Annotated in this window: 15 protein-coding genes; 9 read left to right on the forward strand and 6 right to left on the reverse strand. The window is 67.3% G+C overall.

All coding sequences use genetic code 11. The features are described from left to right. Window positions 1-32 precede the first annotated feature (32 nt). Window positions 33-254 (forward strand): DUF2188 domain-containing protein, encoded by a 222-nt coding sequence (locus ACTJIY_RS12860; RefSeq protein WP_440697242.1) that lies wholly within the window; start codon window positions 33-35, stop codon window positions 252-254. 182 nt (window positions 255-436) lie between these two features. Here ACTJIY_RS12860 and ACTJIY_RS12865 read toward each other — a convergent pair whose 3' ends face one another. The 6 genes from ACTJIY_RS12865 to ACTJIY_RS12890 all read right to left on the reverse strand — a co-directional run bounded on the left by ACTJIY_RS12865 (window position 437) and on the right by ACTJIY_RS12890 (window position 6,764). After that, entirely contained in the window at window positions 437-1,357 is a 921-nt protein-coding gene (locus ACTJIY_RS12865) for an acetylxylan esterase (protein ID WP_440674123.1), read from the reverse strand. A gap of 65 nt (window positions 1,358-1,422) precedes the next feature. Further along, window positions 1,423-2,415 (reverse strand): 2-hydroxyacid dehydrogenase, encoded by a 993-nt coding sequence (locus ACTJIY_RS12870; RefSeq protein WP_440674124.1) that lies wholly within the window; start codon window positions 2,413-2,415, stop codon window positions 1,423-1,425. Window positions 2,416-2,424: 9 nt separating this feature from the next. Continuing rightward, window positions 2,425-3,861, reverse strand: coding sequence for an FGGY family carbohydrate kinase (locus tag ACTJIY_RS12875; protein WP_440674125.1), 1,437 nt, complete (start codon window positions 3,859-3,861; stop codon window positions 2,425-2,427). Then, window positions 3,861-4,673 (reverse strand): DeoR/GlpR family DNA-binding transcription regulator, encoded by an 813-nt coding sequence (locus ACTJIY_RS12880; protein WP_440674126.1) that lies wholly within the window; start codon window positions 4,671-4,673, stop codon window positions 3,861-3,863. The genes ACTJIY_RS12875 and ACTJIY_RS12880 overlap by 1 nt, the downstream gene beginning before the upstream one ends. Further along, the gene (locus ACTJIY_RS12885) at window positions 4,651-5,283 is read right to left on the reverse strand and encodes a histidine phosphatase family protein (protein WP_440674127.1); all 633 of its coding nucleotides are present in this window, start codon (window positions 5,281-5,283) and stop codon (window positions 4,651-4,653) included. The genes ACTJIY_RS12880 and ACTJIY_RS12885 overlap by 23 nt, the downstream gene beginning before the upstream one ends. Next, on the reverse strand, window positions 5,280-6,764 hold the full coding sequence (locus ACTJIY_RS12890; protein WP_440674128.1) for an FGGY-family carbohydrate kinase: 1,485 nt from the start codon (window positions 6,762-6,764) through the stop codon (window positions 5,280-5,282). The genes ACTJIY_RS12885 and ACTJIY_RS12890 overlap by 4 nt, the downstream gene beginning before the upstream one ends. 275 nt (window positions 6,765-7,039) lie before the next feature. Here ACTJIY_RS12890 and ACTJIY_RS12895 point away from each other — a divergent pair, with 275 nt between their 5' ends. The 8 genes from ACTJIY_RS12895 to ACTJIY_RS12930 all read left to right on the forward strand — a co-directional run bounded on the left by ACTJIY_RS12895 (window position 7,040) and on the right by ACTJIY_RS12930 (window position 16,587). After that, entirely contained in the window at window positions 7,040-8,368 is a 1,329-nt protein-coding gene (locus tag ACTJIY_RS12895; protein ID WP_440674129.1) for an ABC transporter substrate-binding protein, read from the forward strand. Window positions 8,369-8,403: 35 nt separating this feature from the next. Continuing rightward, entirely contained in the window at window positions 8,404-9,084 is a 681-nt protein-coding gene (locus tag ACTJIY_RS12900) for a glycerophosphodiester phosphodiesterase (RefSeq protein ID WP_440674130.1), read from the forward strand. After that, a complete protein-coding gene (locus tag ACTJIY_RS12905) occupies window positions 9,081-9,899 on the forward strand; it encodes an inositol monophosphatase family protein (RefSeq protein ID WP_440674131.1) in 819 nt (272 codons plus the stop codon). The genes ACTJIY_RS12900 and ACTJIY_RS12905 overlap by 4 nt, the downstream gene beginning before the upstream one ends. Continuing rightward, entirely contained in the window at window positions 9,896-10,849 is a 954-nt protein-coding gene (locus tag ACTJIY_RS12910; RefSeq protein ID WP_440674132.1) for a carbohydrate ABC transporter permease, read from the forward strand. The genes ACTJIY_RS12905 and ACTJIY_RS12910 overlap by 4 nt, the downstream gene beginning before the upstream one ends. After that, complete coding sequence (locus ACTJIY_RS12915; protein ID WP_440674133.1) at window positions 10,846-11,661, forward strand: carbohydrate ABC transporter permease; 816 nt, start codon at window positions 10,846-10,848, stop codon at window positions 11,659-11,661. Before ACTJIY_RS12910 ends, ACTJIY_RS12915 begins: the two co-directional genes overlap by 4 nt. Before the next feature lie 2 nt (window positions 11,662-11,663). Continuing rightward, window positions 11,664-13,163, forward strand: coding sequence for a metallophosphoesterase (locus tag ACTJIY_RS12920; RefSeq protein ID WP_440674134.1), 1,500 nt, complete (start codon window positions 11,664-11,666; stop codon window positions 13,161-13,163). Window positions 13,164-13,240: 77 nt separating this feature from the next. After that, a complete protein-coding gene (locus ACTJIY_RS12925; protein ID WP_440674135.1) occupies window positions 13,241-15,907 on the forward strand; it encodes a phospholipase D-like domain-containing protein in 2,667 nt (888 codons plus the stop codon). Window positions 15,908-16,014: 107 nt separating this feature from the next. Beyond that, window positions 16,015-16,587, forward strand: coding sequence for a DUF47 domain-containing protein (locus ACTJIY_RS12930; protein WP_440674136.1), 573 nt, complete (start codon window positions 16,015-16,017; stop codon window positions 16,585-16,587). Window positions 16,588-16,652 lie beyond the last annotated feature (65 nt).

Consider the following 16,652-nt stretch of genomic DNA (forward strand, 5'->3'; position numbering starts at 1 on the left):
GGTCTCAACACCGACGGAGAGGGGGTACCCCCGTGGCAGTGACGATCGAGGTCTATCACCAGGGCGAGCAGTGGCACGTTCGCCGGCAGGGCGAGCGTGAGCCGCTGTCGAACCACGCGAAGAAGGACGACGCCATAGCCGCCGGACGCGCGGCGGCCGAGCGCGAGAGCGCCGAGCTCGTCATCAAGAACATGGACGGCACGATCGCCCAGAAGGACTCCCACAGGCACGACCCGCGCAACGTCCCGGGCTGAGCCATGGCCGGCGCGAGGGCGATGCCGTACGACGTCGCCCTGGCGCGCCGTCGAACATCCCCGCGCCGAGCGCGCTCAAGGGCGGCTGCCGCCACGAACCGAAACGGGACGGCCACCTATAAGGAACCTGGCCCTCGTTCGGTCCCCAAGAGATGCTCCTTGTCGATCGCCAAGGTACTTGATCACGGGCTCAGCGCCGAGACGCGTTCTCTGATCCATGAGAGCTTGCGTTCCTCGTGGTGCCACTGTCCTCCCTCGTGGCCGTGAAACTCGTAGACAGCCAGCTCCTTTGGTCCCTTGTAGGCGCGGTACGCGGAGAGCACGGTCTTCGGTGGGCACACGTCGTCGCGCATCGCGACGCTGAAGAGTGCAGGGGCGGTTGCCGCTCTGACGTGTGCGACGACATCCACGTACGCCAGGCGGGAGAGGAGGTCAGTCTGCGAGGCAGGGTACGCGCGGAGGTGGTCGAGGAGCTCGAGGTAGGGGCCGCGTTCGGCGATGCGGATTGCTTGGGGTATGTCGCAGAGAAACGGGACGTCCGCGAGGACGCCGGCCACGTCCGGGACCAGTCCCGCCGCTGCTAGTGCGAGGCCGCCGCCTTGGCTTCTCCCGGTGAGAAACACCGCATCAGCACGCACGGCGTGATGCTCCCGCAGCGCGCGCACGGCTTGGACGCAATCGGCGAAGACGCGCCGGTAGTACATGGTGCGGGCGGAGCCAAGGCCGCGGGTAAGGAAGCCAGCGGTCTCAGGCCCGGTGCCCCCGAGGGGGTCGGCGGTGTCTCCGGGGGAAAGCGCGTTGCCTTGTCCTCGCGTATCCATCGTCAAGTGTGCGTATCCGGCCGATGCCCAGAGAGATGGCGCGAGCGGATGCCCGCGGCCAGCACCGTAGGGGTTGAACTGGACGACCGCGGGAAGTGGAAGAGGTGCATCTTTCGGAAGGTGGAGCCATCCTTTGATGGGGTTGCGGTGTGCTCCTGCGATAGTCATGTCGAATGTCGTTGTCGTGGCCAGCCCGGTCTCATGGGGCGTGGCCTCGACCAGGGGTGACCGGGGGAGCAGCCTGAGGGCCTCGTGCCAGAACCGGTCGAAGTCCGCTGGCACCGCGGTGCCTCGTTCCTGGCCCTGGGGCAAGCTGCTCGCGATCATCGGCTCACGGGCACTCGTTCTCATCCGCGTCGCGCGACTTCGCTGGTGTAAGAGAGCACGGCGTCGGCACTGAGCGCGGCCGCGCGCTCAGCGGTCTGACGCGTCGCCCCCGCCAGGTGGGGCGTCATGACGAGTCGAGGTGCCTGACGGATCGCGTCGTCGACCGCCGGTGGCTCGGGATCATAGACGTCGACTGCGGCGGCGCCGAGCCTCCCTGTGCGAAGCGCTGTGATGAGCGCGTCCTGGTCGACGAGGCCACCTCGGGCTGTGTTCACGAGGACCGCGCCTGGGCGCATGCGCTGCAGTGCTGCCGCATCGATGATGTGCCGGGTCTCGTCAGTCAGGCGGGCATGGAGGCTGACGACTACAGCTTGTCGCAGCATGTCGTCGAGGTCGCTCTGCTCGCCGTACTCGATCGCTTCGGCGTAGGGATCGTGCACGAGGACGCGTGCGCCGAAGGCGTTCAGGATGCGTGCGACGCGTCGACCAATGGCGCCGTACCCGATCAGCCCGACGGTAGCGCCTGCGAGCTCGCTGCCGCAGGCTTCGATCTGGTAGTCACCCCCGCGCCACTCGCCCGCGCGCATGCTCCTGTCCAGCTCGGGGATGTTACGCAGCGCCGCCATCATCAGAGCGATGGTGTGCTCGGCTGCCGCGGGGGCGTTGCGGCCCGGCGTGGTGCGGACCTGGACGCCGGCCTCGCGGGCGGCATCAAGGTTGACGTTCACGGGGCCGCCGCGGCACACGACGACGAGGCGGAGGTCGGGTGCTGAAGAGAGCACGCGGCGCGTGATCGGCGCCATCTGTGTGACAAGGACCTCGATACCTTCGAGAGCCGCGATCAGGCTCTCTTGTGTGCCCGATGCCTCGCTGACCTCGGCGACCGGTCCAAACGGCACGCTCGGCCACGGAAGCTCGAGGGTGTGGATCTCGGCCCCGGGTACTCGGGAGCCGAGCTCTTGCGCGAGCAGCGCATTGGTGATGAAGCCGTCGCCTGCAGCCAGAATCTTCATGATGTCCTCTCAGTCGGTGACGTCTGCCCAAAGAGTCCGGGCCGAGCGGACGTCCCGGAGGTAGGTCGAGTAGCCGCGTTCGTAGTGCTGAGCGCTGCCGTGCCCAGGGGTGATGGTCGTGGTCTCCGAGGAGGCCGGCACCGGCGTCCCGGTGGCGTGAGCAGCCTGGATCGCGGCACCGAGGGCGCCGACCTCGGGAGCGGTGCACTGTTCCAAGGGACGCCCCAAGACGTCAGCGAATGCTTGTGCGAGCGGACCACGTGAGCCGCCACCGCATATGAGGAGGCGTCCCGAGAGTCCGGCTCTCTCGAGGCAGCTGCGTGCGCTGTAGCCGAGACTTTCCACGACCGCTCGGACGATGTCGGCTGCCGAGGTGTGCAGAGTCAGCCCGTCGATACGGCCCCGTGCGCGCGGATCGCGGAACGGAGCCCGCTCACCGGCCGGGGCGAGAAAGGGCAGCACCCGGGCGGTGGTTGTGGGGCGCTCTTCCAGGAGGCTGGGGATGTCCTGGATCGTGTGACCCACCAGGCCCAGCGCCCAGTCGAGCGTCGCGGCCCCGACCATCGCTGGCATGGCGCGCCAGTGCCGGTCTGGGTCCGCGGTGGCAAGGGTAAGGCCGACAGGCTCCTCGTCCTGGGGAAGGGAGGACGCCAGGACTTCGCAGGCGAGGGTCGTTCCGACGATCAGCAGGCCGTCGCCGACCTCGGAAGCCCCCGCGCCGATCGCGCTGGCGACGAGATCGTAGGGGGCGGACACGACGGGTATGCCGGCCGTGAGGCCGGTACGTGCGGCGATCTCGGGCAGGAGGCCGCCGGTCGGCGTGCTCGCCACCGGGGATGCGAGTTGCTCGGCGTCGGGGATGCCCAGCAGGTCGAACAGCGCGGCGGACGGCTCGCGGCGGTGCATGTCGAACAGGACAGCGTTGGAGTGGTCCGTGGCGCGGATTCCGGCGAGCTGGGCGGCGATCATGTCCTTGCAGTGCCATGCCCTGCGAGCCATCTTGAGTGTGTCTGGTTCCTCGCGGGCGGCCCAGGCGAGCAGCGCGGGTGTTGACCCTGCGAACGGGGCGCTGCCGGTGGTGTGAAACAGCTGGGCGTGGGTGCCATCGCGTTCCCACTCGGCGACGATTCCTTGGGCCCGCCCGTCCATCCAGGAGATCGCCGAGCGGACGGGGGTCCCGTCCTCGCGGGTCAGCCACAGGCCGTCGCCCTGGGCGGTCACGCCTACGGCGACCACATCGCGGGCGCGGTCTCCCAGGACGGTCACGAGATCGCTGAGCACGGCGACGACGGAGTCGAAGACGTCCTCCTGCCGTTGCTCATAGCGGTCGCTCGAGATGTGCTCGACCCGAGTGGCCCTGGACGTGACGACCGTGGGCATGTCCGGCGAGAACGCCGCGGCTTTGGTGATGGTCGTGCCGGCGTCGACGCCGATGACGATTCCCATCATTGGCCCCGGGCGACGACGACGTTGGCGCCCGCCTGCGCGAGGTCCTCGACCAGCGCGTCCGGTGTGCCCGCGTCGACGATGACGAGGTCCCAGTCGGATGCGTCCGATACGCGGTGGAGCGCTTTGCGGCCGAGCTTCGAGTGGTCCATCAAGAGAATTCGCCGATCCGCGACCTCCATCATGGCGCGCTTCACGGCGACGATCGCGGGCTCCTGGTGGAACGAGCCGTCCACGCTCATCGCTGAGGTGGAGGCGAAGAGGGTGTTCACACGCAGCGCGCGCACCGCGTCGATGCAGCCGTGCCCAAGGAAGGACCGGTGCGTGGGCGAGTACTCGCCGCCTAGACCGATGAGCCGAAGCTCCTCGGTCGCTCCGAGTTCCTCGATGATGTCGACGAAGTTCGTCGCGACCGTCAGGTCGGGAACACCTGGCAGCAGGCGGGCCAGAGCCAGTGCTGAGGTCGAGTCGTCAAGCATGATCCCGGACCCGGCCGCAACGTGGGTGATCGCGGTACTGGCGATCCTCTGCTTGGCGCTGGTGCTCAGGCGCATGCGGTAGGTGACGTCGGGCTCGAAGATGCTGCTGCGCTGGGCCGCCGCGCCGCCGTGGTAGCGGCGCACGATCCCCTGAGCGGCCAGCGCATCGAGGTCACGATGCACCGTCATGATGCTCACGCCGAAACGCTCGGCAAGTTCTGCCGCGGACGCCTGGCCCTTCTCGAAGACGACTTCGGTGATCTCGGCCTGGCGCTGGGACTTGCGCCGCTGCGCGCGTGGCGGGGCACCGTCATCGGGGTGCGCGTAGGACATCATGGTCTCCTAGTGACTGGTTGTAGGCGATGAGCGACCAGGTGCCGTCGGCGGAAAGCCCGAGCGTCGTCACCGCGCAGGGCTCGAGCCTGGGCAGTCGCCGACGGTACTCCCCAAGAGAGATTCCCAGGACGTGGCAGACGATCAGCCGAATCATCGTGCTATGGGCGATCGCGAGTGGTCGGGGGCCGCACTGCGCTGCCCAGTTGGACAGCGCAGTGGTCGCCTCACGAACCCGGTCTGAGGGGTCGTCACCGTTGGGCCAGTGATGCTTGACCGGGTCGGCCTCGAACGCACGGGTCGGCCCGGGAAGCGCCTCACGCATCTGTGCGAGGGTGCGACCTTCCGCGACGCCGAATCCGATCTCGCGCAGCTCGCTCAGTACCGTGGCCGTGTGGCCAGTCTTCTCGGTGACGGCCTTAGCCGTGTCCTGCGCCCTGCGCAAGGTGCTCGCCGCAAGATCGCTGACGCCGCGAGCGGCCATCGCCGTAGCAAGGCGCTCGGCTTGGGCGCGCCCGACGTCGTCGAGGCCGATGTCTGAAGAGCCGGCGTACCGGTTTCCGTGATGCCAGGGAGTCTGCCCGTGACGGGCGAGGAGAAGCTCGATCATGCCGGCGTCCTCTCGGCAAAACCTGAGCGGAGGTAGCCGCGCGCGACCAGCTCCTCCACGAAACCGAGGTAGCCGTCGTTCATCCTTGCGGCACGGCCAGGCTCCGGCTCGATCACCGGGTGATGACCAACCATCTCCTTGGCGCTCTCCACGACTGTCTGACCGCGATGCGCGGCCCGCGCAGCCACAGCCATGCCGAATGCAGGCTGCGGTTCGCGCGGGAGCCGAACCGGGTGGTCGAGGACGGCCGCGCGTAGGCCGAGCCAGTAGCGAGATCGTGTCGCCCCTCCCGTCACGCTGAGCGGTCCAACGAGGCTCGCTCCATGCGCGCGCAGCAGGTCGTAGGCAAGCCGCTCCACGAAAGCTATGCCCTGGAGCGCCGCGGCATAGCGCTCGTCCGTGGCCGACCCGCTGATGGTGCTGAACGCGGTGATCGACGAGGACTCGAACGGGAAGCGTTCGCCGACGCCCACGAGGGGATACACCACGCCGGTGGTTGGTTCATATCGTGCGGCACCGCGGTCGCGGTTGTGGCCAACGTCATCACCGAAGTGCTCGGCCAGGAATCCAGCACCCACGTTCGATGCCCCGCCGGGCAGCCACCCATCGACCGGTGACCGGTGGGAGTAGACGCCATGCAGGGGAAGCGCGATCCGGTGCTCCGATGCGCCCTTTACCGCAAGCGTCGTCCCGAGGACAGAGTTCCAGTGCCCGGGTTCGAGCGCGCCCGCGGAAATCTGTGCGGCACAACTGTCGGTAGTCCCCGCGACGACAAGCGCTCCGGCGTGGAGCCCGGTCTTCTCCGCTGCCTCCGCGTGCACCGTCCCGATCACCGTCCCAGGAGGGACGACTGGCGGGAGGCCGTCCGCCGAGACCCCGAGCTCGCCGAAGACTTCAGCCGGCCAGCGCAGGTGCTCAACGTCGTACCCGGTCTTGAGCGCCTGGGCCCAGTCGGTGGGCACGATCTCGCCGACCAACTGCTCGTTGATGAAGTCGCCCTGATGGGCAAGCCGCAGGTCGCCCGAGTCCCACCGGCGCCGGGTTCCAGGATTCGCAAGCGCAGCCACGAGCCGCGGCAGCGCCCAGACTCCCTGCATCGGGTATCCCAGAGCGTCCCAGAGCTCTCGGCCGGCGTCACGCACCGCGGCCGCGTAAGGGAGTCCGCGGCGATCGTTGTACATGAGTCCGGGAGTCGACGGCTCGCCGTCGTCCAGGAGTGCGAACGTGCCGGACGTCGAGCAGACCGACACGGCCCGGATCCGTCCGTGCACCGAGGAGCATGCCTGCCGGCACGCCGCGGCGACTGCGGCCCACCACGATGACGGCTCCTGCTCGTGCAAGTCGCCGGCACGACGACTGGCGAGCGGCGCCTGCCCGATGCCGCGGACGTCGCCGAGAGCGTCTGTGACGACAACTCGGACGCCCTGGGTGCCCACATCGATGCCTGCATAGAGATCGTCACTGATCGCGGACCCGGTCAAGGCGGTAGCTCCTCTCTTCGTCGGGACCCAAGTTATAGCACGCTAGGACGTCGAACTAGCAAGCCGATGTGAGTATCAACGGCACGAAGAAGCGCTGTTTATGCAGGTCAGGGCTCTTTCGAGCCGACCTACTGGATCTCGCGGTCATGTGAATTATCATCATACTGTTGCCTACTCGCGCGCTTCTCTGATTCAATGCCACTGCGCTTCAGTGCGCCGCAGCCCGTGGCCGGGCGCCTCACTCGGCCGACCAGCTTGTCCAAAGGAGGACACCCATGGCACGACGAAGGCTTGCACTCTGGACCAGCGCGGTGGCGATCGCTCTGGTCGCCGCCGGATGCTCGCAGAGCCCCGAGAGCGGTGGTGACGACGGGGGGCTGGCTCAGCCGATCACCTTCTGGCACGCGATGTCGGGGAAGAACGGCGAAGCGCTCCAAGCGATCGTGAACGACTTCAACGCTTCCCAGGACGACGTGGTCGTGGAGGCCGTGTACCAGGGCAAGTACAACGATGTCCTGACCAAGCTCAAGGCGTCGATCCAGTCGGGGCAGAGCCCCACGCTCGTCCAGGTCTTCGAGATCGGGACTCAAATCATGGTCGACACCGAGGCGACCATCCCCTTCGAAGAGCTTGCGGACCAGTACGGAGTCGCGCTCGACGACGTCGACCCCTCGATCGCTGGCTACTTCACCGTCGATGAGACCCTGCAGGCGCTGCCGTTCAACACGTCGGTTCCTCTGCTGTACATCAACCGTGGCGCACTCGAGGAAGCCGGGCTGGGAGACGAGCGACCCGAGACGTGGGGTGAGGTCCTCGCTCTCGCGGAGAAGCTGACGGTACGGGACGGGTCGCAGACCACCCGCTACGGCATGGTGTTGCCCGTCGAGGGCTGGTTCGTGGAGCAGATGCTCGCCGCCGGTGGCATGGACTACTGCGACGGGGGCAACGGGCGAGACACCCGGGCTACCAGTGTCGAGTGGGACAACGACGCTGTGCGCGACATCATCACGGGATGGGCTGGCGGCGTTGCCGACGGGAGCATCCTCAACGTCGGGCGCAACAACACCGACGCCGCCGCCGCCTTCCAGGCTGGGCGCGCCGCGATGATCCCCTTCACCTCCGCGAACCTGCGCGACATGATCCGCGAGTCCGACTTCGACGTCGAGGTTCTCGACTTCGTCCGTCCCGATGGCAGTTCCGCAGGCGGCGTCTTCAACGGTGGCGCTGCGCTGTGGACGATGGCGGACTCCGACGAGCGCGAGCTGGAAGCGGCTGCCGCGTTCCAGGAGTACCTGCTCTCCCCGGACGTTCAGGGTCGGTGGGCCGCCGAGACCGGCTACGTCCCGCTCAACGTCGCTTCCTCCGAGACCGACGCGCTTGCGGCTGTCACTGAGGAGTTCCCGGCCTTCACCGTTGCCGGCGACCAGCTCGCTGAGTCCACCGGCACCGGCTGCCTGCTGGGCACCATGCCCCAGGCCCGTGACGCCATGAACGACGCGATCGAGTCAAGCGTGAACGGGTCGGCTGACCCCGCGACCGCGGTCGCGGACGCGCAGAGCTCCATGGCCACCATCATCAACAGCTACAACGCCACCGTCGACTGAGCGCGATCTCGCACACCAACCAGCAAGGGAGTGAAATGGTAGTCATCGTCGGGCACCGAGGTGCCCCGTCGACGGAGGTGGAGAACACCGTCGAGGCCGTGCGCGCGGCACAGGCGCAAGGGGCGGACGCCGTCGAGATCGACGTGCGGTTGTCGTCAGACGGTGTTCCTGTCCTGCTCCACGATCGAACCTTCCATCGCATCTGGGATCGGGATGAGCGCCCCGAAGACCTCACCCACGAGCAGATCTCGCGCCTACGACCCGACGGTGGCGACGCGCACGTCCCGACACTCGCCGAGGTGGCCGGCGCGGTAGACCTGGAACTCATCGTGGACCTCAAGAACGGCGACGGCGTCCACCACGTGATGGAGCAGCTGAAGGCCGCGGGCGCGGCCAACCGCGCACGCTTCATCGGCGAACCCGAAGTTCTCACGCAGGTTCGGCGTGCACTTCCCGACGTCGAGATCGTCCTGTCCCACGACCTCGAGCGCGATCCCACCGACCTCGTCACGGCGATCCGTCCGATCGCGCTCAACCTTCCGTGGGATCGCGTCGACTCCACCACTGCCGCGCAGGTCAGGGGCTACGGGTGTTCCTTGTGGACCTACTGCGTCGACACGCCCGCCGACCTCGACAAGGCCATGAGTCTGGGCGCCACCGGGATCATCTCGAACAACATCCCCGCGCTCGGCCTGCCGCGTCGGGAGGTGGCATGACCGAGGCGAAGCACGGCCCAAGAACGGAACTCGTGGACTTTGCTGCGGACTTGGCACGCGGTGCTGGAGACCTGATCCGTTCGGCAGCCTTCGACAAGGGCGAGGCGACGACGAAGTCCAGTGCGGCCGACTGGGTGACCCCGATCGACCGATCAGTGGAGGCCTGGCTCAGGAAAGCAATCACGGCCAGGTACCCCGGTCACGCGATCGTGGGTGAAGAGCTCGGCGTGACTCCGGGCGCGCACGAGGCTTCCCACGCCTGGCACATCGATCCCATCGACGGGACGACCAACTTCCTGCACGGACTGGGCAACGTTGCGGTGAGCATCGCCGTCGTCGACCACACCGGGCCCGTCGCGGCCGCCGTGCAGGACGTCTACCGCGGGCAGACGATCACCGCGGCGCGCGGCCATGGGGTGCATCTGGACGGGACGCCTCAGAGGCCGGTTGTGGCTGAGGACCTCGCCGGGAACGTGTTGCTCACCGAGTGGTCCGGGCACCGGGCATGGGACGGCATGGAATCTTTCCTGCGCTGGGCGACCGACCGGACCGCAACGGTCCGGATCCTGGGCTCGTGCGCACTCGCGCTCGCCAGCGCCGGACTGGGCCGAGCACCCGTGTGCATCCTGCCTGGCCGCTACAACTCTTGGGACGTGGCGGCGGGTCTGCTCATCGCGGCCGAGGGCGGGCTCAGCGTCCGCGGCCGACATGACGAGACCGAGCCAGTCCCCCAGGACGGGCTTCTCGTCGCCCCCGAAGCGCTGATCGACGACGTTCGAGACGCGTGGCTCGAGGCGGCGGAGGCGCTGACGTGACTACCGCCGCCCCCGCCAAAGAACCCGTTCTCGCGACGCCGCCTGCACGGGGTGGATCGTGGCGGCGATCTCGTCGACGCCGAGACCAGCTCGTCGCCGCGCTCTTCCTGGCTATTCCGCTGGCCATCTTCCTGGTCTTCGTCTTCGTGCCACTGGCACGCACCTTGTGGTTGAGCGTGCACGCGACCGACATGTTCGGCCGTCCCCGTCAGTTCGTGGGACTCGAGCAGTACGCCCGCATGTTCAGCGACCCTGGTCTGCGCAAGGTTCTGCTGACGACGCTCCTCTTTGCCGTGCTCACGGTCGTGCCCAGTATCAGCGTAGGTCTCGTTCTCGCGCTCTCGCTTCAGGCGAAGACCCGCAGGATCGGGGTCTTCCGCACCCTCATGGCCACCCCGTTCGCCTTCTCGGCCGCCGCGGCGGCCGTCTTGTTCGACATCTTCTACAGCCCGAGCGTCGGGGTGTTCAACGGGATATTCGACCGCCTCGGCATCGCGCAGATCGGCTGGCTCACCGATCCTCGCTGGGCGCTCCTCAGCCTCGCGATCGTCATCGTGTGGCGCGACCTCGCTTACTGCATGCTCGTTCTGTCCGCCGGTCTGGGGGCGGTCCCCACCGAGGTCACCGAGGCCGCTGCGCTCGACGGTGCCGGCCAGTGGCGCATGCTGCGCTCGATCATCCTGCCGCTCATCACTCCGAGCATGTTCTTCCTGCTGGTCATCTGCACGATCAATGCTCTGCAGACCTTCGGAGAGATCAACATTCTCACCCAAGGCGGCCCGGACGGGGCAACCACGACCCTCGTCTACAGCCTCTATCAGTCCGCGTTTGCGTTCGGCGCCTCCGACTACGGCATGGCGAGCACGAAGGCCGTCGTTCTCATGTCCCTCGTGCTCATTGTCACGGTGGTCCAGTTCCGATTCCTCCAGAAGAAGGTGTTCTACGGATGAGCCGGCTCCGCAGCCTTGGTGTCATCGTCGGCCTCACCGCGCTCACGGCTGTCGTCGTCTTCCCCCTGTACTACGCGATCGCCGGCTCCGTGATGAACTACCAGGACCTCACACGCTTCCCACCTGCCCTGATTCCCACGAGCGTGAACGTCGAGAGCTTTGGCCGGGTGTTCGAGTCGGTCCCCCTAGCCCGGCAATACCTCAACAGCATTGTCATCGCATGCTCAGTCGTCGCAGCAGTACTGATCACTTCCGTGCTGGCCGGGTACGCATTTACGTTCTTGGACTTCCCCTACAAGAAGGCCGTGTTCGGCCTCACCATGGCGACGCTCATGGTCCCGGCCGAGGCGACAATCCTGCCGAACTACCTGACGATCTCGGGATGGGGACTGCTCAACACCTATCCGGGCCTATTCCTGCCGTTCCTCGCATCCGGTTTCGGCATCTTCTTGATGCGCCAGTTCTTCCTCTCGTTCCCGCGTGAGCTCTACGAAGCGGCGAGAGTCGAAGGCAGTTCGCACCTCAGGTTCGTCGTCTCGATCCTGGTGCCCTTGTCGAAGCCGGCCCTGAGCACGCTCGCGATCTACACCTTCATCGTGACGTACAACCAGTACTTCTGGCCGCTCCTGGTCACCAACACTCCGAAGATGCAGACATTGCAGATCGGCCTGTCCCAGCTCAGCTCCGTGGACGAGCGGACACCGAACGTCGTCCTGGCCGGTGTGGTCCTCGCGGTGATCCCGATGCTCGTCATCCTCTACGTGTTCCAGCGCCAGATCGTCCGGGGCCTGACGCAGGGGGCAGTGAAGTGACCGTGGCCATCGAACCAGGACCCATCCGGGCAACCGGGGAGCTGGGGGAGTACCGAGGGCTTCGGCAGGCACCCCGAGCGAACGCCCTGTCTCGTACCGACCTGACCTCGAGGTCCTCGGCCCAGGCGCACCACGTCGCCACCCTGACCCATCTGAGCGACTTACACCTCGCCGATGTCGGGAGTCCTGCACGGCTCGAGTTCGCCATGCGAGACGGAGGTGGTGACCCGCACTGGAGCGGGCTGGTGGACTGGGTCTTTCGACCGCACGAGCTTCTCACCAGTCACGCCGCGGCATCGATGGTACGAACGTTGGCGTCCCTCGAGACTGACCTGTGCATCGTCACCGGCGACAACATCGACAACGCCCAGCACAACGAGCTCGACGCCTACCTCAACCTCCTGGACGGCGGAGTCGTCGACCTCTGGCCAGCGGGACGATACGAGGGTGTCCAGGACCCCGGCTTCGCCGACGACTGGTACTGGACACCGGAGGCAGTCAGCGACCGGTACAAGCGGCTGTGGGGCTTCCCGTCGTGGCCAGGGCTTCTGGATACCGCGGCGCAGCCCATCCGCAGCGACGGTCTCGGGCACCCTTGGCTCGCCTGCGCGGGCAACCACGACCTCCTGGTCGGAGGGTCTTGCGCGCGTCTCGAGGAGCTGGAACACCTCGCCGTCGGCGACGCGAAGCCCTTGCGGTTGCCACACGACGTCCCGGCCGACCCGCTCCTGACCTACCTCACCGATCCGGCACGTCTGTTCAGCGGCGATTCCGCCGAGGTCACCGCCTTCTCACGACGCCGGTTCGTGCGCCCCACCGACTTCGTCGACGCGCACTTTCGCCACGACGCACGACCTGCCGGACACGGATTCGAGCGGTCCGTCCGGCCGTATTACGCCTACGACCTCGACGGGAGGATCCGTGTGCTGATGCTCTCGACAGACAACCTGCGCGGCCACTGGGACGGGACCGTCGACGCCGAACAGTACGAGTGGCTGCGGCACCAACTCGACCTCGCGCGCGGCCCCGACGCACCGTTCCTGATCCTCGCATCGCACCACGCGAGCCGTTCGATGGACAACACGTTCGACGGCTGCGCCCTCTCTCGCGACGCCATCTCCGCCGAACAGGTCATCTCGCTCGCCGCGGCCCACCCCCGCGTCATCCTCTGGCTCAACGGGCACCATCACGCGAATCGGATCACCGCGCACCACGGTCCCGGAGGTGGCTTTTTCGAGGTCACGACCTCGGCGGTGATCGACTGGCCGAGCCAGGCACGCCAGCTCCACATCCTCGAAGAACCGGGCGAGATCGTCCGGATCGAGAGCGTCATGGTCGACCACGACGGACTGGTCGATCCCTGGTCGACACCCGAAGACCCACGCGCCCTCGCGGGCCTGCACCGTGAGCTGGCCCTGAACGACAGCTTGCGCGCCGGTCGACTCGGCGTCGCGGGCGGCCCTGCAGACCGAGACGTCATCATGCGGGTCCCTGTCGCCTGACACGTCTTCGCCTCGCCGACACACAGGCACGGGCCAGCTCAACGAACCCAGCAAGTCCAACCCATTGGAGGCACACGATGACGTACGCGACCCCCTCGTCACATCGCTCGAGACGCTTGCGCACCGCACTCACGGGCGCAGTTGCGGGCCTGCTCCTGACCGTGGCGGGAGCGCTCACCCAACCTGCGGCCGCCGAGATCGTCACCGTACCGGGAACCGACATGTCCACGTCGTTCCTGCGACCGCGCCTGGACCCGGTCCCGCCGGCCCAGTACGCGGTGCCGGACCCCACGAAGAACGGTCCCGAGGTCAGCGCCTATCAGGACCCAGGGCTCCGAGACGCGCTCGAGGAGCTCATCGAGGCAGCGGTCCCAGGATCCACGGTGTACGGATCGCTCTATACGTTCTCCGACCAAGGGATCGTCGATGCGCTCTTGGCTGCCAACGGCCGCGGCGTCACCGTCCGCCTTCTCGTCGAGATGTGCACCGGAGGCAACCCGGCCTCGTGCGACGCAGGAGCCGAGGTGGGGGCCCTGGTGACTGGTCTTGGCACAGCCACCTCCGGGCCGGGGTCCTGGGTGCACCGCTGCTATGCGTCGTGCGCCGGCGGGGGCGAAGGCATTAACCACAGCAAGTTCTGGGTCTTCAGCGAGCTCGATGATGGGCGTCAAGACGTCGTGGTCATCGGTTCGGCGAACCCGACCCGACCTCAGCAGCAGATGTGGCAGAACAAGGTGACGGTGGTAGGGAACGTCGCGCTGGCCGACGGGTTCCGCGACTATGTCGGGCGTCTGCTCTCGGCCGGCGGCCCGACGAAGACCTATGAGACCGGGCATATCGACGCCGGCAACACGCGCGTCTGGTTGTCCCCCCGGAACACGTCCTCGGCCGGGGAGGCAAGCACGATTGCGGCGTCGTTCTCGCCGGTCTCTGCGCGTACCGATGTCGTCGCCGCGGCGATCGACGACATTGCCTGCTCGCCGACGTCCACGGACGACGTTGTGCGGGTGGCAATGTGGGGGATGCGGTCCCACCGACCTGAGGTGATCGACGCGCTCGGCGACAAGAAGGACCAAGGCTGCACGGTCGAAGTGGCCGGTGGTGAGCACCAGGACATGCTCCCCCTCCTGGCGAACCGCGGGATCCCCGTTTACGCGATGAACCCTGGCGGGTGCCGCCAGAGCTGGTTCACTGTCGGGTCCGGCGCGAACTCCGAGTGCTCCGACGGGAGCATCCACTCCAAGTACTTCCTCGTCCAGGGCACCTCCCGCAAGACCGGAACCTTCGTGCGCCATGTCTTCACGGGATCCCAGAACTGGACGAACGGTGCGCTCGTCAAGAACGACGAGGTGCTTGTGCGGATCGATGACCCAGCGACGTACGACGGCTTCGTCGCCGACTTCGACGCGATCAAGCAGGCGGCGATCACCATCGCACCGACGAAGTACCCCGACGCGACGCACTCGACTGCCAATGCCGTTGCAGCGGGAGACCAGTTCGAGCCGGAGGCTGCCTCATACGTCGACTCGACCGGACGCCATATCAACTACGTCGTGTTCTCCTCGGGGTCCAGGACTAGCCTTGGCAACGAGATCCGGCTCGCGCGTTTCATCGACGGAGTCCGGGACTGGGAGAACGTCGTGCGTACGGGCGGCGACCCCGGCTGGAACTACAAGCAGCCGGACGTCGACGTCTCGCCGGACGGCGCCGCCGTCGTTGTCTGGGCCGACGACAGGGACGGCAACGGCGGCTACGAGCTGCGAGCACGGTCTGTCACAGCCGCTGGCGTCATGGGATCGATCGTCTCGGTCAACTCGGCGTCGAACGGCGACCAGGTACATCCTTCGATCGGAGTGCTGCCCGACGGTCGCTTCGCGATCGCCTGGGAAGACACCACGACGACCGGTGTCTCCTCGATCCGCTACGCGGCGTTCAGCGCAGCCGGTGCTCGGCTGACCCCCGTGACAGGAGGCTACGACGTTCCGGTCCAGGCCGTGGCCGGTGGAACCTACCTGCGCCCGGATCTCGACCTGTCCAGCGACGGGACCGCCGTCGTCGCTTGGGAGGACGACGAGGACGGCAACGGCGGCTTCAGCATCCGGGCGAAGGCCGGCACGTTCGCCGGAGCGTTCGGCTCGACGATCGCGGTCCACACGGGAAGCCTCTCGGACGGACAGCAGCGCATGCCGCGGACTGCGATCGCCGACAATGGGACCTGGTACGTCGTGTGGGAGGACCAGCACACAGGTCGGACAGGACAGGACGGCCAGCCGCAGTCGGCGATCTACGTGCGCGGCTACTCCGGCAGCACCGCACTGTTCGCCGCGCGCACCGTGACGAGCCCGATCTACCGGTGGACAAACAGCGCGGCTGGCTACGCGGTGACAGCCCAGACCCTCTACCAGTCGGATCGAGTGGGTAGGCAGGCTCACCCGGACGTGTCGACCGATGGAGACGGTGGCGCGGTCGTGGTCTGGCACGAGTCACCGCAGTCGACCGGTCTCACGCGCTACCAGAGCGGCACCGAGGTCTGGGGCGCTGGGATCACCGCCGCTGGAACGATCACCAACACGTTCCCGGAGTCACGGCTGTCGGTCTTCACCGCCAATGCGCAGCAGGAGCCGACCGTCAGTGTCGACAGTGCTGGCTACTTCGCAGTCGTCTACGTCGACGACTGGGACGGCAACGGCGGCACGCAGCTGCACCTGCGCACGGGCCTGCGAAACTGCGCCCAGACGTGCTGATTTCTCTCTGGCGCTCGCGCGGTGGTTCAGGCCGGCGCGCGCTCCGAGCGCGGCGGAGGGCGGATTCTCGTCCTCTGCCGCGCTCGGCGGCGCTGCTCGCTGAGCCCTTGACCGCGCAGGTCGCGGCTGCGCGCGAGGGGGCCAGGCTGGCCAGCGCCCTGACGCGCAAGGAGATCAGCACGACTGACGCCCGCGCCCGTATCGCCGATGTTGAGCGCCGGGGTGACGAGATGCGCGCGGCGTTGGTCGACCAGTTGTCACGGTCGCTCTCCTCGCCCTTGGACCGCGAAGACCTGTTTCGGATCTCTCGGATGGTCGATGACGTCTTGGACGCGCTGCGCGAGTTCGTGCGAGAAGCAGACCTGTACAAGATCGAGCAGAGACGAAGCTACGAGCCGATGGTCGCCAGTATCGTCGATTCACTCGCACGACTCGACTCAGCCGTGCAGGCGTTGTGGAGACGGCCTCGCGAGGTTCCTGAGCGTGCACTGCGGGCAAAGAAGGCGGCGAGCAAGGTCTCGCGGGCATATCAGGCCGAGTTCGTGCGCATCCTCCGCGGTCCGGTCACTGCCCAGTCCCTCAAGCAGCGTGAGCTGATCAAGAGGCTGGATGCGGTCGCGCGACACATCCACGACGCCGCCGATGCCCTGACCGAAGGCGTCGTCAAGCGCGGGTACTGACCCGCACCCACCGGTCAGGCGGCCATGTTCACCCTTCTTCCGTCTCGTCCCTCGAGGGAGCAGCT

Source organism: Cellulosimicrobium sp. 22598 (assembly GCF_052044445.1).
GTDB lineage: Bacteria > Actinomycetota > Actinomycetes > Actinomycetales > Cellulomonadaceae > Cellulosimicrobium > Cellulosimicrobium cellulans_G.